Source organism: Telluria sp. GW821-FHT07G12, assembly GCF_059418525.1.
In genome coordinates this window covers 50800-70785 of sequence record NZ_JBWKQA010000009.1, presented here as the reverse complement: position 1 = coordinate 70785, position 19986 = coordinate 50800, and the positions used below count along the sequence as shown (strand labels likewise).

Sequence of the window (19986 nt, the reverse complement as noted above, 5' to 3'; positions counted from 1 at the left end):
CGCCAATCAATTTATCCGGGGCCTGCAAGCGACAGCCGCACCCCGCGCACATTTGATCCGTTCGGCATAAACACCTCAGCAGCTCCCTAAACTCGGTGGCGAATCCCATCCGTGGACCGAGGAGACTTCGATGATCCTGTTGACCGGCGTGGCCGGTTTCATCGGCATGCACCTGGCGCGGCGCCTGCTCGCCGACGGCCATGAGGTGGTCGGCATCGACCACCTCGGACCCTGCGCCGCCCCCGGCCTGAAGGAGCGCCGGCTGGCCGCGCTCGGCAGCCATGCCGGCTTCCGCTTCCAGCGCCTCGACCTGACCGAGGGCGCGGCGCTGGAAGCGCTGTTCCGCGAGCATCGCGTCAAGCTCGTCATCCACCTGGCCGCGCAGACCGGCGTGCGCTACTCGTCCGAGCACCCCCACGAATCGGTGATGAACAATGTGGTGGGCTTGACCAACGTGCTCGAATGCAGCCGCTGCCACGGGGTCGAACACCTCGTCTACGCCAGCAGCTCCAGCACCTATGGCGCCAACTGCCGCCTGCCATTCAACGAGCACGACCCGGCCGACCACCCGGTCAGCGTGTATGCCGCCACCAAGCGCAGCGGCGAGCTGCTGGCGCACAGCTACAGCCACCTGTACGGCCTGCCGACCACCGGGCTGCGCTTCTTCACGGTGTACGGGCCCTGGGGACGGCCGGACATGGCGCCGATGCTGTTCGCGAACGCCATCGCCGCCGGCCGGCCCATCGAGGTCTACAACGGCGGCCACATGCTGCGCGACTTCACCTATGTCGACGACGTGATCGAAGCAGTGCTGCGGCTCGCGGCGCGTCCGGCCGAACCCTGGCCGGACTTCGATCCGCTGCATCCCGACCCGGCCACAAGCCATGCACCCTTCCGCATCTACAACGTCGGCAACCAGCAGCCGGTGCAACTGTCCGACTTCATCGACGCCCTCGAGGAGGCGCTCGGGCGCCGCGCCGAGCGGGTGCCGCGGCCGATGCCGGGCGCCGACATGGCCGCCACCTGCGCCGATACCCACGACCTGCAGCAGGCGACAGGCTGGACCCCGGCCACGCCGCTGCGCACCGGCATCCTGCGCTTCGTCGAATGGTACCAAGAGCATGGGGCCTGCCATGCATAGCCTGTCGCTGGTGGTGCCGATGCACGACGAGGAAGACAATGTGCTGCCGCTGACCACCCAGGTGCAGGCGGCGATGGCGGCCTCGCCCTGGCCATGGGAGCTGATCCTGGTCGACGACGGCAGCCGCGACCGCACCGCCGCGCGCATCCGCGAAGCCGTGGCCAGCAGTCCACGTCATGTGACGGCGGTGATCCTGCGCCGCAACTTCGGCCAGACCGCCGCCATGCAGGCCGGCATCGACGCCGCCCGCGGCAGTGTGATCGCCACCATGGACGGCGACCTGCAGAACAACCCGCACGACATCGTGCGCATGGTGCGCCGTCTGCTGGACGAAGAGCTCGATCTGCTGGTCGGCTGGCGCCGCGAGCGCAAGGACGGCTTCTGGATGCGCCGCTTGCCGTCGATGGCGGCGAACCGCCTGATCGCTGCCGTGACGGGTGTGCGCCTGCACGATTACGGCTGCTCGCTGAAGGTCTACCGCAGCGCGGTCCTGCGCCAGGTCCGGCTGTACGGCGAGATGCATCGCTTCATCCCCACCTGGATGGCGACCGTCACGGCGCCGGAGCGCATCCGCGAGGAAGCGGTGAGCCACTTCCCGCGCATCCACGGGCGCTCGAAGTACGGGCTGTCGCGCACCTTCAAGGTCCTGCTCGACCTGCTGGCCATGTACTTTTTCGTGCGCTTCCGCGCCAGCCCGGGCCACTTCTTCGGCCGCATCGGCCTGGCCTGCGGCTTCGGCGGGCTGGCGGCGCTGGGCTGGCTGGCCTGGCTGAAGCTGGGGGAGGGCGAGGCCATCGCCAGCCGCCCCTTGCTGCTTCTGGCGGTGCTGCTGGTGGTGATCGGGGTGCAGTTCGTGTGCACGGGCATCGTGACCGAAATGCTGGCGCGGACCTATTTCGAGGCCGGCTCGGCGCGGACCTACCTGGTGCGCGAAACCCTGGGCGGCCTCGGCGGCAGCGGCTTCGGCGGCGCCGGCAGCGTCGACGGCCGCCTGCCGGGCAGCGTGGAGCGGCGATGAGGAGCGGCCCGGCGCGCGGCGCCGCGTCTCTCCTGCGGATGCAGGGCACGCGCGAACGCCGGCTGGCGCGGCGCGCCTTGCTGCGGGATGCGGCCTTGCCGCTGCTCCTGACTGCAGCCGTGCTGCTCGGGCTGTTCCTGAATCTCGGGACGATGCCGCTGTTCGACGTCGACGAGGGCGCCTTCGGCGAAGCCACGCGCGAGATGCTGGCGCGCGGCGACTACGTCTCCACCTGGCTGAACGGCCAGCCGCGCTACGACAAGCCCATCCTCGTCTACTGGCTGCAGGCCGCGTCCGTCACGATGCTGGGCTTGAACGAATTCGCGCTGCGCCTGTCGTCGGCGCTGGCGACAGCCGCCTGGATCGCGGCGATCTTCGCCTTCGGGCGCCGCTTTGTCGACCGCGACACCGCCTACGCCGCCGCCTTCATCGCCGCCAGCACGGCCGGCGTCACGGTGATCGGGCGCAGCGCCATCGCCGATGCGCTGCTGAACCTGTTTCTGGCCCTCAGCATGTTCGACATCGTTCGCTATGCCGTCGATCCGCGTCCGGCGTGGCGGCGCCGGGCCTTCCTCTGGATCGGCCTCGGGCTGCTGACCAAGGGCCCGGTGGCGCTGCTGGTGCCCGGCGCCGCCAGCCTGCTGGCCTTCACGCTGCAGGGACGGACGCTCGACTGGTGGCGCGCGGTGCGCGATCCGGCCGGCTGGGCGATCCTGCTGGCGGTGGCCTTGCCCTGGTATCTGCTGGAATATGCGCAGCGCGGCGACGCCTTCCTGGCCGGCTTCTTCATGCGCCACAACGTCGAGCGCTTCCTCTCGCCGCTGCAGGGACATGGCGGCGGGCCGCTGTACTACCTGCCGGCCGTCCTGCTGCTCTTGCTGCCCTATACCGGGCTGTTCCTGCGGACGCTGCCGGCGCTTCGGCGGATGCGGGAGACGCCGCTCGACAGCTTCCTGTGGAGCTGGTTCCTGTTCGTGTTCGTGTTCTTCTCGCTGGCCGGGACCAAGCTGCCGCATTACCTGCTGTATGGCGCGACGCCGCTGTTCCTGCTGATGGCGCAGCGGCGCGGCGTGCTGCGCTCGACCCTGCTGGCGTTTGCGCCGCCCTTGCTCTTTCTCGCGGTGGTGGCCGCATTGCCGCAGCTGCTGCAGCACTACGCGCCCGGCATCGCCAACCCCTACCTGCGCGAGGCGCTGGGGCAGGACGATGTGTTCGGCCCACTGTGGCAAACGGGAGCCCTGGCGCTGCTGGCGGCCGTGCTCGGCCTGGCCCTGTGGCGCGGTCCGCCGCTGTGGCGGCGCCTGGGCGCATCTGGACTGCTGTGCTCGCTGGCACTGGGCGGCCTGCTGTTGCCGGCGGCGGCGGCCATCCAGCAGGGGCCGGTCAAGGAAGCGGCGCTGCTGGCGCGCAGTAACGGCTGGGCCGTCCACAGCTGGCGCATCAACGTGCCCAGCTTCTCGGTTTACCGCGGCGCCGTCACGCCGGCCACACGGGCACCACGCCCGGGGCAGGTGATCCTGACCCGCAGCGACGCCCTGGCCGCGCTCGAGCCTGTGCAGCTGCTGTACCGCAGGGGCGGCATCGTGCTGGTTCGCATCCCGGAGGGCGGCGGATGAGGCCGCCGCTGCGTTCGCCCTGGGCCTGGCTGCCGCCCGCCACCGCGCTGGGGCTGCTGGCCCTGCTTCTCGCCACCGGCGGCAACCAGCCGGTGTTCCTGGCGCTCAACCACGCCGGCCATGCGCTGGCGCCGGTCGTCTGGCTGCACCTGACGATGTTCGGCGACGGCGCGGTGGCCCTGGCCCTGGTGCTGCCTTGCGTCCGGCGCCTGCCGCACTGCTTCTGGGCGGCGCTGGCGGCGGCCATCTTCGCCGCACTCTGGACCCAGGTCACCAAGCAGGTCATCGACCTGCCGCGTCCGCTTGCGGCGCTGCCGGTGGAGCAGTTCTACCAGGCGGGGCCGGCGTACCGCCGCGTGTCCTTCCCGTCGGGGCACGCGGCGGCGGCATTCGCGATTGCCGGCATCTGGGTCATGGGCGTGCGTGGCAATACGGCGCTGCGCGTGCTGGCGCTGCTGCTGGCCAGCCTGGTCGGCCTGTCGCGCATCATGGTGGGCGTGCATTGGCCGGTGGACGTCCTGTGGGGCATGCTCGGCGGCTGGCTGGGCGCCTGGACAGGATTGGCGCTGCACGCGCGCTGGGGCCGGCCGAGCTCGGGTGTAGCAGGCTTGCTGGCAGGCCTGGTGCTGGCCGCGGTGGCGGCGACGCTGCTGGTGAGCAGGCATATCGGCATTCCGGCCGTGCTGCCGGCGCAGCGTCTGGTCGGCTGTGTCAGCTTGCTGTGGGGCGGCCGGGAAATGGCGCACATGCTGCAGCGTTTGCGCCGGCGGCGGACCGGACAGCGGCCGCAGCGCGGGAAGGCGTCGCTCCCGGAGGCGGCGGTCAAGGAGAAGGCGGATGGGTGAGGAAGCCTGGTGGCTGCTGGTCGGCTTTGGCGGCCAGGCATTGTTCATGGGGCGCCTCGTGATCCAATGGCTGGTCAGCGAGCGCCGGCGCCGCAGCGTGATTCCGGTGTCCTTCTGGTACCTGAGCATCCTGGGCGCACTGGTGCTGCTCGCGTATGCGGTGCACCGGCGCGATCCCGTGTTCGTCGCCGGGCAGGGTCTGGGGGTGGGGATTTATTGGCGCAACCTGCAGCTGGTGAGGGCGGAACGGATGCAGGCGCCGCAGGCCAGCGGCAGACCGTGATTTTTGGGGAGTTTCTTGCACATTGGCAGCAGTTAAGATGGTTGTTCCGTCCACTGTCCCGGAACTCGCATGCTCCGATACCTTCTTGTCGCCGCGCTCGCGGCCAGTACTGGCGCCACGGCGGCGCCGTCCGTCGAACCGGCCGCGGCGAAGCTGCCGCAAGCGCCCGCCACTGCGGCCGAGGCCGGCTCCCAGATCCAGCGTGCGCGCAACCTGGCACAACAGGCGCTCAAACCCGGCGCCACGTCCGAGCAGCTGCGCCAGGGCGCGGCCGAGCTCGAACGACTGCGCGCGCTGCTGGACCAGCAGCCCTACCGCGATTTCGCCGCCGCCAGCGGGCATGTGCACTCGGAGCGGCTGAACATCGCCGCCGCGCTGGCCGATTTCCGGGCGCGCCTGGGCGACCGGGACGGCGCGCTGCAGGCGCTCGAGGCCACCACAGGCGTGGCGCTGATCCCCGTGGTCGGCGATGCGTTCGAGCGCGACGAGCATCTCGTCTCCCTCAGGGGCGAGCCGCGCTTCAAGGCCGTGGTGGCGCAGCACCGGCGCGGCGCCATCGTCTCGCGCAAGGGCTTCGCCAGCCCCTACGCCGATTCCTTGACGCGCGAGCAGCGCATCGCCGGCCTGTCCCTGTTCTGGTCCGAGGTGCGCCACAATTTCGCCAACGTCGACCTGATGCCGCAGCTGGACTGGGACGGCGTCTATCTCGACTACCTGGCCAAGGTCGAAAAGGCCGACACCACAGCGGCCTACTATGCGGTGCTGATGCAGCTGGCGCCGCTGCTGCACGACGGCCATACCAACATCTATCCGCCGCAACAGCTGGTGTCCCACTTCTATTCCAGGCCGCCGCTCGATACCGCCCTGGTGGAAGACGCGGTCGTGGTCACCGCCGTGCACGATCCGGACCTGAAGCAGCGCATCCGGCCCGGCGACCGCATCCTTGCGATCGATGGCGCGCCGGTCAAGACCTATGCCGAACAGCGCGTGCGGCCGCTGGTCAGCAGCTCGACCGCCCAGGACCGCGACGTGCGCACCTACGGCTACCAGCTGCTGCACGGCGACGCGAATATTCCGGTCGCGCTCACGCTGGCGGACGGGCAGGGGCGCGAGACCACGCTCAGCCTGCCGCGATCCGGCCGCCGCGGCGACGCCGGGCCGCGTTTCCCGTTCAAGCTGCTGCCCAGCGGGGTGGCCTACCTGCGCATCGACGATTTCGAAAGCGATGGCGGCATCAAGGCCTTCGAGGCGGCCTGGCCGGAGATCCGCAAGGCCAAGGGACTCGTCCTGGACGTACGCACGAATGGCGGTGGCTCCACCAACTTCGGCACACGTATCCTGGCCCGCCTGAGTAACAAGCCCATCGAGGGCACCAGCAGCCGGGTGCGGTTTGAAGACCAGAGCGTCCGCGCCCAGGCCGGCGACATGGTGGGCTGGCAGCCGCTGGCGAACAGGAGGCCGGGCCAGATACTGCCGGCGGACCAGGTGTACGCTGGGCCGGTGGCGCTGCTGATCGGACCGCGGACCTTTTCGGCGGCCGAGGATTTCGGCGCCATGTTTGCGCAGGCCAAGCGAGGCGCCCTGGTCGGCGAAGCGACCGGCGGCAGCACCGGACAGCCGTTGATGCTCGACCTGCCGGGCGGCGGCAAAGCCAGGATCTGTGTCAAGCGCGACACCTACAGCGACGGCAGCGATTTCGTCGGCCGCGGCATCCTCCCGACACTCGAGGTGAGGAACACGATCGCCGCGGTGCGCGAAGGCAAGGATCCGGTACTCGAGGCCGCCGAAAGCCTGCTGCTCACGCACCCGGAAAGCTATGCGCTGGCGCCCTGAGCGCCGGCCTTGGCAGTGATTACTCGCGGCCGAACTGCGGGTTCGGGCGGGTCAGGTAATACCACTCGGAGTTCGGGCCGGCGTTCGTGTCCGGGAACAGGATGCGGCCCGAGAACTCGGCGGTGACCGGGCTGCCGTCGGCGCGCACGCCGATCTGGTCGCCTTCCTGCACCGGGTCGAAGCTGGCCCAGGTGCGGGTGAACTTGTCGCCGGCGTCCAGCTTGTCGTGCACCACGACCATCTGCAGCGCTTCCATCTCCTCGAAGGGGACGGGTTCCGGCGCCGGCGCCTCGATCAGCTTCAGGTGGGCGAGGGTGTTCATGATCGCGCGGTAGGCGACTTCCGGCGCCTGCGGGTCGAGGTGCTGGCCGCATTCCAGGGTCAGCGCATAGCCGCCGGTGCTGCGCATGTATTCGGTGGTGCCCATGCCGTAGCGCAGGACCGTTTTCAGTTCGGCCGCATCGCCGCGCGAACGGCGCTGTACGCCGCCGCCGTAGGCCGCCATCCAGCCGGTCACGAAGCGGCGCACGCCCAGGATGCGCGCCAGCGCGCGTTCCTCGCGCATGTGCTTGAAGGGTTCCAGCGTCCCATCGTTGTCGAGCGGGCCGACCATCACGAAAGGCTCGCCGTGGGCGGCGTTGAAGGAGTGCAGGTCGAGCAGCACGTCATGCTGGGCCAGCAGCGGGCACAGCCAGTTGGCGACGCGGTCTTCGAAGTCCTGCGGGTTTTCCTTCGGCGACAGGTCGCGGTTCAGGTTGCGGTCGCCCGAACGCGTGTTCTTGGCGTAGGCCAGCGGATTGACGATGGGGACGAAGGTGACGCTGCCATTGGCGATACGCAGGGCGCCGGCGTCGAGCTCCGCCATCACGCGGGTGATGGCCTGGGTGCCGCAGATCTCGTTACCGTGGGTCGCGCCCATGATGATGACGCGCGGGCCCGGGCCCTGGCCCGTGTAGTTGACGGATTTGAAATGCGACAGGCTTGCTGCGGAACTCATGCTTTTGATCCAAGGAAATATCGATCCGGCCATTTTATCGGGATTTCCTGGCACGAGGGAGAGCCGCGTGGCATGATCCGGCGTTTTCGGCCACGATGTCCCACATGAGCCACGCGTCATTACGCGCATCGAAGCGTATCTACGGTCTCGACACCCTGCGTGCGCTCGCCGTCACGCTGGTGGTGCTGCACCATTACGTGCTGTTCGTGAGCGATGCGGATACCTTCGGCTGGGTGGGCGAGATCGGCTGGGTCGGCGTCGACCTGTTCTTCGCGCTGTCCGGCTACCTGATCGGCAACCAGATCTTCGGGGCCCTGCGCCACCCGCTAGGACTGTCCTTGCCGCGCTTCTACGCGCGCCGCCTGCTGCGCACGCTGCCGAATTTCTACGTCGTGCTGGCGCTGTATGCGCTGTGGCCGGCCTTCCGCGGCAGCACGCCCATGCTGCCCCTGTGGCAGTACCTCAGCTTTACCCAGAACATCGGCCTGGAACCGGGCACCGCCTTCTCGCACGCCTGGTCGCTGTGCATCGAGGAGCAGTTCTACATGCTGCTGCCGGCCTGCGCGCTTTTGGCGGCGGCGCTTGCGAAACGCGGCGCCGGCCTGCGCCTGGCATGGACCGCGGTCGCGCTGGCCTTCGCCGCCGGAATGGCGATCCGCGCCGGCACCTGGCTAGAGGGACAGGACACGGGCAACTGGATGCACTTCTACTACAAGCACATCTATTACTCGAGCCTGTGCCGCTTCGACGAATTGCTGGCCGGGGTCGCGCTGGCGCTGCTGATGCACATGCATCCCGCCGCCTGGACGCGGCTGATGGGGCAGGGCAGGCTGCTGCTGGGCGCGGGCCTGGCCGCTAGCGCGCTGGCGCTGCGCTGCTTCCTGGTCGACCACTACGGCCTGTTGACGACCGTGTTCGGCTTCCCGCTGCTGGCGCTGGGCTGCGCGCTGCTGATCCTGGCGGCGCTGGCGCCGGATTCGCCGCTGCACCGCATCCGCGTGCCGGGCGCGTCCAGCCTGGCGCTGTGGTCCTACGCGATCTACCTGATTCACAAACAGGTCAGTATCCTGGCCGGGCAGGCGATGGGCGAGGCCGGCTACGGCGCGGAACACCCGCTGACCATCGCCGCGGCGCTGGCGGCCTCGGTGCTGGCGGGCTGGCTGCTGTACCGCCTGGTCGAGGCGCCCTTCATGCGCCTGCGCGAACGCTATGTGCCGGGGAATGGACCGGCGCCGCGGCTCAGGGGCGCGCTTCGATGACGTCGAAGGCGGCCGGCATGTCCGCCAGCCAGGCCGCAAGGTGGGCGACCCGCATCGACGGGTCGTAGCCGGCCGTAGAGTCGATGGCCGCCCGCAGGCCGGGCATGGCTTCGGGCACGCGCGGGCTCGCATGGGCCTCGATCAGCATCGCCAGCAGGTCGTTGGGCAGGGTGCCGCCGCGGCGCAGGCGCGCATGGATCACGCTCAGGAGGGCGCGCTGCATGCGCGGGGTCGGGTGCTCGATGTAGGCGAACACGCTGGGGGTATTTGCGATCGCGTCGGCCATGGCCTGCTCGATCCGCTCCGGCTTCCAGTCGGACGGGATGTCGAAATAGGCCTTGTCCCAGCGCGTGTGGGCGTAGCGGTGCCCCGGCGGGAAAGCGTCGACGGTTTCGAGCCCGAGCGCGCGGCTGGCGCGCCCGAGCAGGTGTGAGATGGTGTCTAGCAGCGGCATGCCACTAGTTTAGCTGATTCGGCACCGGGCGATCAGATGAAGCGGCCGGCCCGGAAATCCTCTACCGCCTGGAACACCTCGGCATTCGTGTTCATCACGAAGGGACCGTACTGCGCGATCGGCTCGTTCAGCGGGCGGCCGGCGATCAGGATCAGGCGCGTGTCCTCGGTCGCCTTGATGCGCACGCCATCGGCGCCGGATGCGTTGTCGAGGATCGCCATGCGCGCCTGCGGCACCGCCTTGCCGTCGACCACGATTTCGCCGCGGTAGACATAGAAGAAGGCATTGTGCCCGGCCGGCAGCGGCTGCTCGAATTCCACGCCCTGCGGCAGGTGGATGTCGAGGTAGAGCGGCTGGGTCGCCTCGCGCTGCACGGCGCCAGCTACGCCATGCGTGCTGCCGGCGATCACCTGCACCGCCGCGCCGGAGGGCAGCGTGAAGCGCGGCACTTCCTCGTTCGGAATGTCGCGGTACCAGGGCTCGCACATCTTGTCCCTGGCCGGCAGGTTGAGCCACAGCTGGAAGCCTTCCATCAGGCCCTCGCTCTGCTCCGGCATTTCCGAGTGGGCCACGCCACGGCCCGCGGTCATCCACTGCACGCCGCCATCGCTGACCACGCCTTCGTTGCCGGCGCTGTCGCGGTGGCGCATGCGGCCGGCCAGCATGTAGGTGACGGTCTCGAAGCCGCGGTGCGGGTGCTCGGGGAAGCCGGCGATATAGTCGCCCGCCTTGTCGCTGCCGAAGGCGTCCAGCATCAGGAAAGGATCGAGACGGCGCTGCAGCGGCTGGGTCAGGACGCGGTTGATCTTCACGCCCGCGCCATCCATCACGAACTGGCCGCCGAGCACGCGCTCGATGCGGCGGCTGTGTTCCACACGTTCAGGGGCGATGTCCATTGCGACTTGCTGTTCCATCTCGATCTCCTGTTAAAACGGACAAGCGGCCCGAAGGCCGCGAAGCTTCTTAGGCCAGTGCGGCGACCGTCGCGTCGGCGTCAGCCTGGCCCTTGCTTGCCGCATCCGGGCCCATCGCCTGGCCGTTCGAGTACACGAAGGTGGCGCCGGTCATGCCCAGGAAGTTCAGCAGCATGCGGATGTGCGGCACTTGCGGGTCCGCGTCTTCCGGGTAGATGCCGCCGCGCGAGGTTGCCACGAACACCTTCTTGTTCTTCAGCAGGCCTTCCGGACCGTTCTCGGTATAGCGGAAGGTGACGCCGGCGCGGGCGATGGCGTCGAACCAGGCCTTCAGCTGGATCGGCATGCCGAAGTTGTACATCGGGGCGCCGATCACGACCACGTCTGCAGCCTGCACTTCGGCGATCAGGGCGTCGTCCAGGGCCACGCGGGCGGCCTGTTCCGGGGTACGCTGGTCGGCCGGGGTGAACAGGGCGCCGAGGGCGGCTTCATCCAGCACCGGGTGCGGCTTGGCGCCGACGTCGCGCAGGGTCACGATGGCGCCCGGGTTGGCGGCGCGCAGCTTGGCGACGATGTTGCCGGTCACGCGGTTCGATTCGGAATTGGCGCCGCGCAGGCTGGAATTGATCTGCAGGATGTTCATGTTGTGTCCCTTCATGTTGGTTGGTGTGTCGATGGAGACACTTTAACGGTTCCATCTATCGTGCGGAAGGCGCTAGAATGGATAACATTATTCAACCAGTGGAACAATCATGCACCTCGAACCCAACGATATGCTGCTCTTCGCCCGCATCGTCGAGGCCGGCAGTTTCAGCATGGCGGCGCAGCGCCTGGACTTGCCGAAATCGACGGTCTCGCGCCGCATCGCCCTGCTGGAAGCCAGTCTCGGCGAGCGCCTCCTGCAGCGCACCACGCGCAGGCTGGTGCTGACGGAATTCGGCGAAAGCCTGCTCGAGCACGCGCGCAAGGTGGCCGAGGAGGTCGAGGCGGCAGGGGCGCTGGCCCAGCACCGCCAGGCCGAACCCAGCGGCAAGCTGCGGATCTCGATGCCGGGCGACTTCGCCAATCTCGGCATGACGGACATGATGGCGCGCTTCCTGGCGCGCTACCCGGCGGTGTCGCTGGAGCTGGACCTGTCGCCGCGCCGGGTCGACCTGGTGGCCGAGGGCTTCGACATCGCGATCCGGATGGGCGACCTGCCCGAGGATTCGACCCTCAACGCGCGCCGCGTCTCGCTGGAGCGGCTCGGCCTGTACGCCGCGCCTTCCTACATCGCCCAGCGCGGCCTGCCCGAGCATCCGGACGACCTGGTGAATCATGACCTGCTGTGCCTCCTGAGCCGAAGCGGTGGCGCCACGCAATGGGTGCTGGAACGCGGCAAGACGCGCTGGGAGCGGCCGGTGCAGGCGCGCCTGACGGCGAACTCGCCGGAGCTGCTGGCGAAGATCGCCTGCGGCGGGGCCGGCATTGCGGCCAGTTCCGACCTGTTCACGGGGCCGATGTTGAAGAAGGGGGAACTGGTGCGCGTGCTGCCGGACTGGGACCTGCCGGCGGCCACCGGCTGGGCGGTGTTCCCGGGGCGGCGCCTGATGCCGGCCAAGACCCGGGCCTTCCTCGACATGCTGGACGAGGCCTGCTGCGCGCGGGCGCGGCAGCAGGAGGAGAGCAGGGCGGCCTGACGCCGGTTCGCCCGATGTCAGCGCGGCTGCGCCGGATAGTCGACGTAGCCGCGTGCGTCGCCGCCGAAGTAGCCGGCCGGATCGCCGCTATTCAGCGCGGCGCCGGTCTGCAGGCGATGCGGCAGGTCGGGATTGGCGATGAAGGGCCGGCCGAAGCCGACCAGGTCCGCCCAGCCCTTCGCCAGCGCTTCTTCGGCGCGCGCGCGATCGTAATGGCCGGAATAGATCGTCGCGCCGGAATACACCAGCCGCAGGGCTTCCTTGAACGCGGCCGGCATGGGCGGCGCGTCGTCCCAATCGGCTTCCGCGATGTGGAGATAGGCGACGCCGATCCCATCCAGCAGCCTGGCCGCCGCCAGGTAGGTGGCTTGCGGGGTGGCGTCGACCGCGCCCTGCAAAGTCGTCAACGGCGACAGGCGCACGCCCACGCGGCCCGGCCCGGTGACATCCGCGACTGCCTGCGCCACCTCCGCCAGAAAGCGCAGCCGGTTGCGCAGCGAGCCGCCGTAAGTGTCGGTGCGCAGGTTGGCGCCGGAGTCGATGAACTGTTCGATCAGGTAACCGTTTGCCGCGTGCAGCTCGACCCCGTCGAAGCCTGCTGCCAGCGCCTGCCTGGCCGCGTCCGCAAATTCCTGCACGATCTGCGCCACCTCCGCCGTCTCCAGCGCACGCGGCGCCGAGTGCTGCACCTTCTCGCCCTGGGCGGCGCGCGCCCCCAGCCCTCGCGGATCGATGAAGACCTGGACCCCGTCCGCGACCAGCGCCGATGGTGCAAGCGGCGCCGCGCCGCCCGGCTGCAGGCTGACGTGCGACAGCCTGCCGACATGCCACAGCTGCGCGTAGATGCGGCCGCCCGCCTCGTGGACGGCCGCGGTGACCTCGCTCCACCCACGCGCCTGCGCCGGCGTGTGCAGGCCCGGCGTCCAGGCATAACCCTGGCCCGCGGGACTGACCTGGGTACCCTCGGTGACGATCAGGCCCGCCGAGGCGCGCTGGCTGTAATACTCTGCCATGAGCGGGGTCGGGACGCCGCCGCTTGCCGCACGGGCGCGCGTCATCGGCGGCATGACGATGCGGTTCGGCAGGACCAGGCCGCCGAGCTCGAAGGGATCGAACAGGCTCGGGCTCATCGTGCGTTCTCCTTGATCGTGGCCGCAACGTCGATGGCAGCGGCCATCGCGCGGTAGCCGGCGTCGCCGGGATGCAGGTGGTCGCCCGAATCGACATCGGCGCGCAGGCGCTGCGGCCTGGCCGGATCGCGCAGGACTTCGTCGAAGTCGGCAACGGCGTCGAACAGGCCGGCCGTGCGTATCCACTGGTTCAGCTGCCTGCGCATGCGGTCCTTCTCGAGGCTGTAGTGGCCGGCGTAGGGCGTGCCTTCGAGCGCCCCTTCAAAGGGCGGCAGCGTGCCGACCGTGATGCGGATGCCGCGTGCGTGCGCGGCGGCGGCCAGCTGGCGGTATCCGGCGGTGAGCTCGTCGAAGGCGGCCGGGCGCTCGGCGGGGGCGAAGGGACTGCCGGGCCAGCCGATATCGTTGGTGCCAAGCAGGACGATGACATCCGAGACATTCGGTTGGCTCAGCACATCCTGCTCGAAACGTGCGAGCGCCGATTGCCCCATGCCGTCCTTCAGCAGGCGTGCACCGCAAATACCGGCGTTGGCGACGGCGATGCCCTCGCGGGCCAGGCGCTGCGCCAGGAAGTCTGGCCAGCGGCGATCCGCATCCGGCGTCGAGCCATTGCCATCGGTGATCGAATCCCCCAGAGCGACCACGGTGCGGGCACTCTGCGGGGCTTCGACCAGCACTGCGGACAGGAACAGGCGGCCTTCGATACGCGCGCCCTGCGCATAGCCTGCCGCCTCCACGGTATTACCGGCGACGAGCCGCGCCGTCTGCTGGGCGCCCCAGTGGAAACTCTGCACCGCGGTGCGCGAGGGCAGCCAGGTCGTCACCGCCAGTTGCGCCAGGGGTGGAAGCGCAAGCGCGACCGGGTCGCTGGTGACGACGGCGCCCGGCGCAATCGACGCCTCCTGCCTGCCCGAAAAACTCAGGGGACGCGCCGGCGCGCTGCCATCCGCGGGTCCGACCCGGACTTCACCGAGCCGGACAGGTTCCCGCCCATAGCGGTTCGAAAACACCAGGCGGATGCGCTGCCCGCCCGCGCTCAGACGCAGGGTCTCGCGCACAGACTGCTTGTCGAGGCAGGCAGGGACGTTCATCGGCAGCAGGAAGCGCTTGTCCCAGGCCGCCTGCGGCGCCGCGTACCAGGACGTGATCCAGTGTTCGCGCGAGGCCGGCGGCGCATCCGCCAGCGCCGTTCCATGGATTGCCGCTGCAAGGCCGAGCGCGGCGATCGTGCGCAGTGTCGTATTCATCGTGTACTCCTTTACTTGATGGAAGCACCACGATAGGTTATGCGAAATCCTGAGGGAAGATGGTAAGATCGAAGATCACTTATGCCATTTTGGAATGAGCAGAATATGGATACGCTGCGTGCGATGCGTGTATTTATCCGCACCCTGGAACTGGGCAGTCTGTCGTCTGCGGCGCGCGAGCTGCAGACCACCCAGCCCAGCGTGAGCAAGCTGCTGGCGCAGCTGGAACAGCACCTGGGGGCGCGCCTGCTCGAGCGCAGTACCCGGGGTTTGACGCCGACGGAACAGGGCCAGCGCTTCTACCGCGATGCCAGAGCCGTGCTCGAACAATTCGATGCCGCAGTGGGTGGCCTGCAGGGCATGACGGGGCAGGCTTCGGGCTTTTTGCGGATCAATGCGCCGGTCGCGCTCGGCCAATACCGCATCAACGCCATGGTGCAGCGCTTCCTGTCGGCGCACCCCGGCATCGAGATCGAACTGATTTTGAGCGACCGTTTCGCCGACCTGGTCGAAGAAGGCATCGATGTCGCCTTCCGCCTTGGCGGCACGCTGCCGCCGGATGCCATCGGACGGCATCTGGCGACGGTGCCGCGCTTCCTGGTCGCCTCGCCGGACTATCTGGCGCGGCGTGGCACGCCGGCGCACCCTGCGGACCTGGCCGCGCATGATGTGGTCCGCTTTGCGTGGACCCCGGGCACGACGCTCGATCTGTTCCGGCAGGACCAGCAGGCGAGGGTGGATGCCGGCGGCCGGTTCAGGGTCAATAACGCGCTGGCGATCCGCGAGGCGCTTGCGCTCGGAAGCGGCATCGGCGTCTGTCCGGAATGGCTGGTACACGACCTGCTGGACAGCGGCGAACTGGTACGCGTACTGGAAGGCTGGAGCGCGGGCCAGCAGGATCTCTACCTGCTCTGTCCTTCACGCCAGTACCAGCCTTTGCGCACGCGGCTGTTCATCGATTTCGTTGCGGGGCAGTTCAGCGGCCTGCGGGGTTTCGAGCCGCCGCGGCGGCAGGAGAGCAGGGCAGCTTGATCTGTCTCTACCTCTTCATATGACTAGGTCGACCTGGATTGGCGATTGCGGCATGCTTCTGAACAAGTCTCTTGAGTGCAGGTAGTAAAACACCCAACGAAGAGAGGTTATTCATGACGATCAGTAGATTGCTTGAAGAGCTGCCCGGTGAGCCGGCACGGTTTGGTCTTTTCGGCGATGTCCATCGCCTGAGCCACGGCCGGACAAAGCTCCTCCTGGAAGGATACAAGTTCGATCCCGAACGCAAGCTTCCGCTGTACCTGTTCAATCTTCAGGCGTCCGACGGCAGCTATGTCGGGCAATACCATTTCACGCCGGGACCCTTGGACGTCGTGGGCGATATCGGAAACTCCGGCGGCCATGTCGATCCGCCTTATCGAAACCGTGGACACAGCAAGGCGGCGATCAAGGCGCTCAGTGCGCTGGCCAGGCGGCATGGCATGGAACACTTCATCATCACTTGCGACAGGGAGAACGGCGCAGCCGCGCATGTCCTTGCCCAGCTTGGCAAGGAGTTGGCGGGGCAGCACGCCAGCCTTCGCTTCTTCGAAATTCCGGCCGAATAAGCTGCCGCGGGCTGCCTGCAAGCCTTGACCGGGCCTCGCTCAGGAGAAGAGGCTCGTTAGCCAACTGGGATGAATCGGCCATCCGCACAAACCGGCCAGCCCCATCACCACGCCAAACAAGGTCGGCACCATCGCCAGGGCATACAGCCACCGCTGCCTGGTCAGCGAGGTCACGGCCAGCAACGCCACGGAGATCGCCAGGAAGGCATCGGACAGGTCGAACTGATCGTCGCGGAAGTTGGCGGCATCGTAGTCCTTCTGGTCCTGGTCGGCCTGCGCCTTCAGTTCCAGCTTTTTCTTCTCCTGCTCGGCGACCAGATGCTCGTAATTCGCGATCGCGGCCCGATAGCGTTCGGGCGAGCGCGCGTCCGTAGCCTGGAGCTGCAGCTGCACCAGGGCGGCACGCGCGACTTCTTCGCGGATGTTACGGGCCTGATAGAAGGCCCAGTGATCCAGCTTGTTGGCCTGGGACTGCTGCATCGCCTGGACGATGTTGTCATCCTTGACCTTGCAGATGCCGATGAAAGTCGCGAGCAATGCGACCGTCACCGCAACCGTCATGTTCAGGCGCGAGGCCGCATCGTTGGCGGCCTCGTTTGCTTTCTCGATGGTGTCGATGGGATCGAGTTCCATTCAGGCGCCGGTGAAGTCACCCATCATTTCACCGAGACGCACGGATCGCTCCGGCGCCCACTCCGGGTTGAAGCTGATGGTATTCGCCTTGAACAGCATCACGATGGTCGACCCCAGCAGGAAGCGGCCCATCTCTTCGCCCTTCTTCAGCACGATGTTCTGGTCGTCATAGCGCCACTCGCTGATCTTCTGCGGCCGCTTCGGATTGACCACGCCGTGCCATACGGTGGCCATGCTGCCGACGATGGTCGCGCCGACCAGCACCATCACGAACGGGCCGTACTGCGCCGACTCGAACACGCAGACCACGCGCTCGTTGCGGGCGAACAGGTTAGGCACGCCGCGCGCCGTGGTCGGGTTCACCGAGAACAGGGCGCCCGGCACGTAGATCATGCGGGTCAGGCGGCCGTCGCAGGGCATGTGCAGGCGGTGGTAGTCCTTCGGCGACAGGTACAGGTTGGCGAAGCCGCCGTGCTGGAACTGCTTCGCCAGCTCGGCATCGCCGCCCACCAGCTCGGTGGTGGTGAAGCGGTGGCCCTTGGCCTGCAGGATGTGATGGTCGTCGATCGAACCGAACTGGCTGATCGCACCGTCGACCGGGCACACGAAAGCCGCATCCGCCAGCGGCCGGACGCCGGGTTTCAGCGGACGGGTGAAGAAGTCGTTGAAGCTGGTGTAGCTGGCGATGTCCGAATTCTCGGCTTCTTCCATGTTGACGCCGTACTTGCCGACGAACCAGCGGATCAGCCTGGTCGTCATCGAGCCGCCCTTGGCGCCGGCGACGCGGCCGGCGAAGGTCGTCAGGCGCTGCTTGGGCAGCAGATATTGCGGCAGGACTTTGATGCGATCGGACACGGCGTAACCTCAAATAAAAGATGTCTGATTATAACGGGCAGCCTGAAGGAGTGGCAGCGTTGCATTTTGACATCGTTTTTAGTATGCATGCATACAAATTTGATGCATGCATATCAAAAATATTTACGCATCGGCAACGGAAGGCATGCGATCTGTCGGACAATGGCGGTCCATTTCAACTTTGAACAGATTGACATGCCAGCCGCTTTTCCATTCCGTTTGAGCCCGCCTTTAAAGCTTAGCCTTGCTGCCGCCGTTGCGGCCGTCATGGCGCCCGTCCACGCCCAGCAAGCTCCCGTTTCGAAAGAGCAGAAGCCTGCCGAGGCCTCCGAAAAAATCCAGCAGGTCGAAGTCAAGGGCGCCACCGCTGCCTACGATCCGCGCCGCGACGACACCGCCAGCAAGATCGTCGTCAATAACGAGGAGATCGTCAAATACGGCGACACCAACGTGCTCGACGTGCTCAAGCGCGTGCCCGGCGTGACCGTCAGCAGCAGCGGCCGCGGCGGCGAGATCCGCATGCGCGGCCTCGGCAACGGCTACACCCAGGTCCTGATCAACGGCGAACGCGCGCCGCAGGGCTTCGATATCAGCTCGCTGTCGCCGGAGGTGATCGAACGCATCGAGGTGTTGCGCGCCGCCAGCGCCGAGTTCTCGACCCAGTCGATCGCCGGCACCGTCAACATCGTGCTGAAAAAGGCAGTGAAGGCCGCGCAGCGCGAGCTGAAGCTCGGCTACGGCCATGGCGCCGCCCAGAACAGCCCGACCGTCAACCTGCAGCTGTCCGACAAGCTCGGCAAGCTGTCCTACTCGTTTGCGGCGAACGGTTTCCAGAACCGCTTCACCAACGAGCCGGAGACCATCGAAACCTTCTACAACCCCGCCGGCGTCATGACCGTCCTGCGCCGGAACGAAACGCCGCAGGACGCACGCATCAGCGTGATCAACCTGACGCCGCGCCTGAATTACAACTTCGAGAACGGCGACACGCTGACCTCGCAAACTTTTGCCAACTGGGCAAACTTCATGCAGGCCGAAATGGGCAGCGTGGACACGCTGGTGGGGCCGCTGCCGGCCTACCCGCGCCTCGAGCAGCGCATGACCAACCACAATCACGTGTTCCGCGAAGAGCTGAACTGGGTGCACAAATTCGAATCCGGCGCCAAGCTTGATGCCAAGCTGAGCGGGCAGTACGTCGGCGCCGACAATGCGATGTACCGCTTCGGCAGCGGCAATGCGGCCGCCAGCCCGCTGCGTGCCTTCATCAAGTCGGACGTCGTGGTGCGCGGACTGAGCTCGACCGGCAAGTACACCAGCGGCCGCTTTGAGGGCCATGCGCTGGCTTTCGGCTGGGACGGCGGCTACCAGACCAGCGACGACTCCCGCCGCGAGCGCGACGCCGCGGCACCCGATGTGGCGCTGCCGGGCGGCGACGAATTCTACGATGCCAAGATCTCGCGTCTGGCCGTGTATGGCCAGGACGAGTGGAACGTGACGCCGGCCTGGTCGGTGTACCTGGGTGCGCGCTGGGAAGGCATCCGCACCTCGACCGCCGGCAATACCTATAGCGAGATCAAGAACAGCACCTCGGTCCTGAGCCCGGTGGCGCAGACCTTGTACAAGCTGCCGGGCACCAAGGGCGACCAGGTGCGCCTGGCCGTGACCCGCACCTACAAGGCGCCGGGCCAGCAGCAGATCATTCCGCACCGGTTTACCTCGGTGAACAACAGCCAGACCGAACCCGATCAGATCGGCAACCCGAATCTGAAGCCGGAACTGGCGCTGGGCATCGACGCCTCCTACGAGCATTACTGGGCTGAAGGCGCGCTGCTGTCGGCCAGTGTGTCGAGCCGCAGGATTACCGACTACACCCGCAACCTGGTCAGCTTCGACGGCGCGCGCTGGATTTCGGCGCCGACGAACAGCGGCGATGCCAAGACCTATGGCCTGGAACTGGAAGCCAAGTTCCCGCTGAAAGCCGTGATGGAGACCAGCACCAATCTGGACCTGCGCGCCAGCGTGTCGCGCAACTGGTCGACGGTCAGCTCGGTGCCGGGCCCGGACAACCGCCTGGACGGCCAGACCCCGCTGTCCGCCACCCTTGGCGCCGACTACAAGAACGGCCCGCTGACCCTGGGCGGCAGCTACGTCTTCAAGAACGGCGGCTTCGTGCGCGTCTCGGGCAACCAGATCAGCTACCAGTCGGTGCGCCGCGATCTCGACCTGTACGCGGTGTGGAAGTTCAACCCGAAACTGCAGCTGCGCGTGGCGACGGCGAACCTGCTGGCCCAGGATACGATCAGCCAGAGCAGCTACACGAGCGCCGCGGGTACGCAGACCAGCCGTACGCTGAACCCGGTGCATCGCAGCGTGCGGGCGACGATGGAGATGAAGTTTTAATTAAGTCAGCTCGAGAATGAGCTTGTCTTGAATTTGCTTTAGGCTTAAAGTATCTGCCGGTACTCACCGACCGATCCTTTCTCC

19 protein-coding genes are annotated in these 19986 nt (G+C 67.5%); 11 read left to right on the top strand and 8 right to left on the bottom strand.

Translation table 11 applies throughout. The features are described 5' to 3' along the window. Positions 1–130 precede the first annotated feature (130 nt). The 6 genes from AC07PE_RS25060 to AC07PE_RS25035 all read left to right on the top strand — a co-directional run bounded on the left by AC07PE_RS25060 (position 131) and on the right by AC07PE_RS25035 (position 6736). Positions 131–1141 carry an NAD-dependent epimerase/dehydratase family protein gene (locus AC07PE_RS25060; RefSeq protein WP_498769666.1) on the top strand — a complete coding sequence of 337 codons (1011 nt, stop codon included), beginning with the start codon at positions 131–133 and terminating at the stop codon, positions 1139–1141. Further along, entirely contained in the window at positions 1134–2159 is a 1026-nt protein-coding gene (locus AC07PE_RS25055; RefSeq protein WP_498769664.1) for a glycosyltransferase family 2 protein, read from the top strand. The genes AC07PE_RS25060 and AC07PE_RS25055 overlap by 8 nt, the downstream gene beginning before the upstream one ends. Then, complete coding sequence (locus AC07PE_RS25050) at positions 2156–3775, top strand: ArnT family glycosyltransferase (RefSeq protein WP_498769662.1); 1620 nt, start codon at positions 2156–2158, stop codon at positions 3773–3775. Before AC07PE_RS25055 ends, AC07PE_RS25050 begins: the two co-directional genes overlap by 4 nt. Beyond that, positions 3772–4620: a phosphatase PAP2 family protein gene (locus AC07PE_RS25045; RefSeq protein WP_498769660.1), complete on the top strand. Its 849-nt coding sequence runs from the start codon at positions 3772–3774 to the stop codon at positions 4618–4620. The genes AC07PE_RS25050 and AC07PE_RS25045 overlap by 4 nt, the downstream gene beginning before the upstream one ends. After that, a complete protein-coding gene (locus AC07PE_RS25040; RefSeq protein ID WP_498769658.1) occupies positions 4613–4903 on the top strand; it encodes a lipid-A-disaccharide synthase N-terminal domain-containing protein in 291 nt (96 codons plus the stop codon). Before AC07PE_RS25045 ends, AC07PE_RS25040 begins: the two co-directional genes overlap by 8 nt. Before the next feature lie 69 nt (positions 4904–4972). Next, a complete protein-coding gene (locus tag AC07PE_RS25035; RefSeq protein WP_498769656.1) occupies positions 4973–6736 on the top strand; it encodes a S41 family peptidase in 1764 nt (587 codons plus the stop codon). A gap of 19 nt (positions 6737–6755) precedes the next feature. Here the strand turns inward: AC07PE_RS25035 and AC07PE_RS25030 are convergent, their stop codons facing one another. Further along, positions 6756–7733, bottom strand: coding sequence for a M14 family metallopeptidase (locus AC07PE_RS25030; protein ID WP_498769654.1), 978 nt, complete (start codon positions 7731–7733; stop codon positions 6756–6758). A gap of 104 nt (positions 7734–7837) precedes the next feature. Here AC07PE_RS25030 and AC07PE_RS25025 point away from each other — a divergent pair, with 104 nt between their 5' ends. Then, the gene (locus tag AC07PE_RS25025; protein ID WP_498769652.1) at positions 7838–8992 is read left to right on the top strand and encodes an acyltransferase family protein; all 1155 of its coding nucleotides are present in this window, start codon (positions 7838–7840) and stop codon (positions 8990–8992) included. Here AC07PE_RS25025 and AC07PE_RS25020 read toward each other — a convergent pair. Genes AC07PE_RS25020 through AC07PE_RS25010 form a run of 3 tightly spaced genes read right to left on the bottom strand, consistent with a single transcriptional unit; the run spans position 8973 to position 11003 of the window. Next, complete coding sequence (locus AC07PE_RS25020) at positions 8973–9446, bottom strand: hypothetical protein (RefSeq protein ID WP_498769650.1); 474 nt, start codon at positions 9444–9446, stop codon at positions 8973–8975. The genes AC07PE_RS25025 and AC07PE_RS25020 overlap by 20 nt on opposite strands. Positions 9447–9478: 32 nt before the next feature. Beyond that, a complete protein-coding gene (locus tag AC07PE_RS25015) occupies positions 9479–10360 on the bottom strand; it encodes a pirin family protein (RefSeq protein ID WP_498769648.1) in 882 nt (293 codons plus the stop codon). A gap of 49 nt (positions 10361–10409) precedes the next feature. Then, positions 10410–11003, bottom strand: coding sequence for an FMN-dependent NADH-azoreductase (locus tag AC07PE_RS25010; RefSeq protein ID WP_498769646.1), 594 nt, complete (start codon positions 11001–11003; stop codon positions 10410–10412). A 109-nt stretch (positions 11004–11112) separates the two neighbouring features. Here AC07PE_RS25010 and AC07PE_RS25005 point away from each other — a divergent pair, with 109 nt between their 5' ends. Further along, positions 11113–12039 (top strand): LysR family transcriptional regulator, encoded by a 927-nt coding sequence (locus tag AC07PE_RS25005; protein ID WP_498769643.1) that lies wholly within the window; start codon positions 11113–11115, stop codon positions 12037–12039. 17 nt (positions 12040–12056) lie between these two features. Here AC07PE_RS25005 and AC07PE_RS25000 read toward each other — a convergent pair whose 3' ends face one another. After that, entirely contained in the window at positions 12057–13169 is a 1113-nt protein-coding gene (locus AC07PE_RS25000) for an alkene reductase (RefSeq protein ID WP_498769641.1), read from the bottom strand. Continuing rightward, complete coding sequence (locus AC07PE_RS24995) at positions 13166–14416, bottom strand: SGNH/GDSL hydrolase family protein (protein ID WP_498769639.1); 1251 nt, start codon at positions 14414–14416, stop codon at positions 13166–13168. Before AC07PE_RS24995 ends, AC07PE_RS25000 begins: the two co-directional genes overlap by 4 nt. 105 nt (positions 14417–14521) lie before the next feature. Between AC07PE_RS24995 and AC07PE_RS24990 the strand changes: the two genes are divergently transcribed. Next, positions 14522–15448 carry a LysR family transcriptional regulator gene (locus AC07PE_RS24990; RefSeq protein ID WP_498769637.1) on the top strand — a complete coding sequence of 309 codons (927 nt, stop codon included), beginning with the start codon at positions 14522–14524 and terminating at the stop codon, positions 15446–15448. Positions 15449–15561: 113 nt separating this feature from the next. After that, complete coding sequence (locus AC07PE_RS24985; RefSeq protein ID WP_498769635.1) at positions 15562–16014, top strand: GNAT family N-acetyltransferase; 453 nt, start codon at positions 15562–15564, stop codon at positions 16012–16014. 39 nt (positions 16015–16053) lie between these two features. Here AC07PE_RS24985 and AC07PE_RS24980 read toward each other — a convergent pair whose 3' ends face one another. Continuing rightward, positions 16054–16647: a DUF4337 domain-containing protein gene (locus tag AC07PE_RS24980; protein ID WP_498769633.1), complete on the bottom strand. Its 594-nt coding sequence runs from the start codon at positions 16645–16647 to the stop codon at positions 16054–16056. Next, a complete protein-coding gene (gene asd / locus AC07PE_RS24975) occupies positions 16648–17502 on the bottom strand; it encodes an archaetidylserine decarboxylase (protein WP_498769631.1) in 855 nt (284 codons plus the stop codon). A gap of 267 nt (positions 17503–17769) precedes the next feature. Here asd and AC07PE_RS24970 point away from each other — a divergent pair, with 267 nt between their 5' ends. Continuing rightward, complete coding sequence (locus tag AC07PE_RS24970) at positions 17770–19902, top strand: TonB-dependent receptor plug domain-containing protein (RefSeq protein ID WP_498769629.1); 2133 nt, start codon at positions 17770–17772, stop codon at positions 19900–19902. Positions 19903–19986 lie beyond the last annotated feature (84 nt).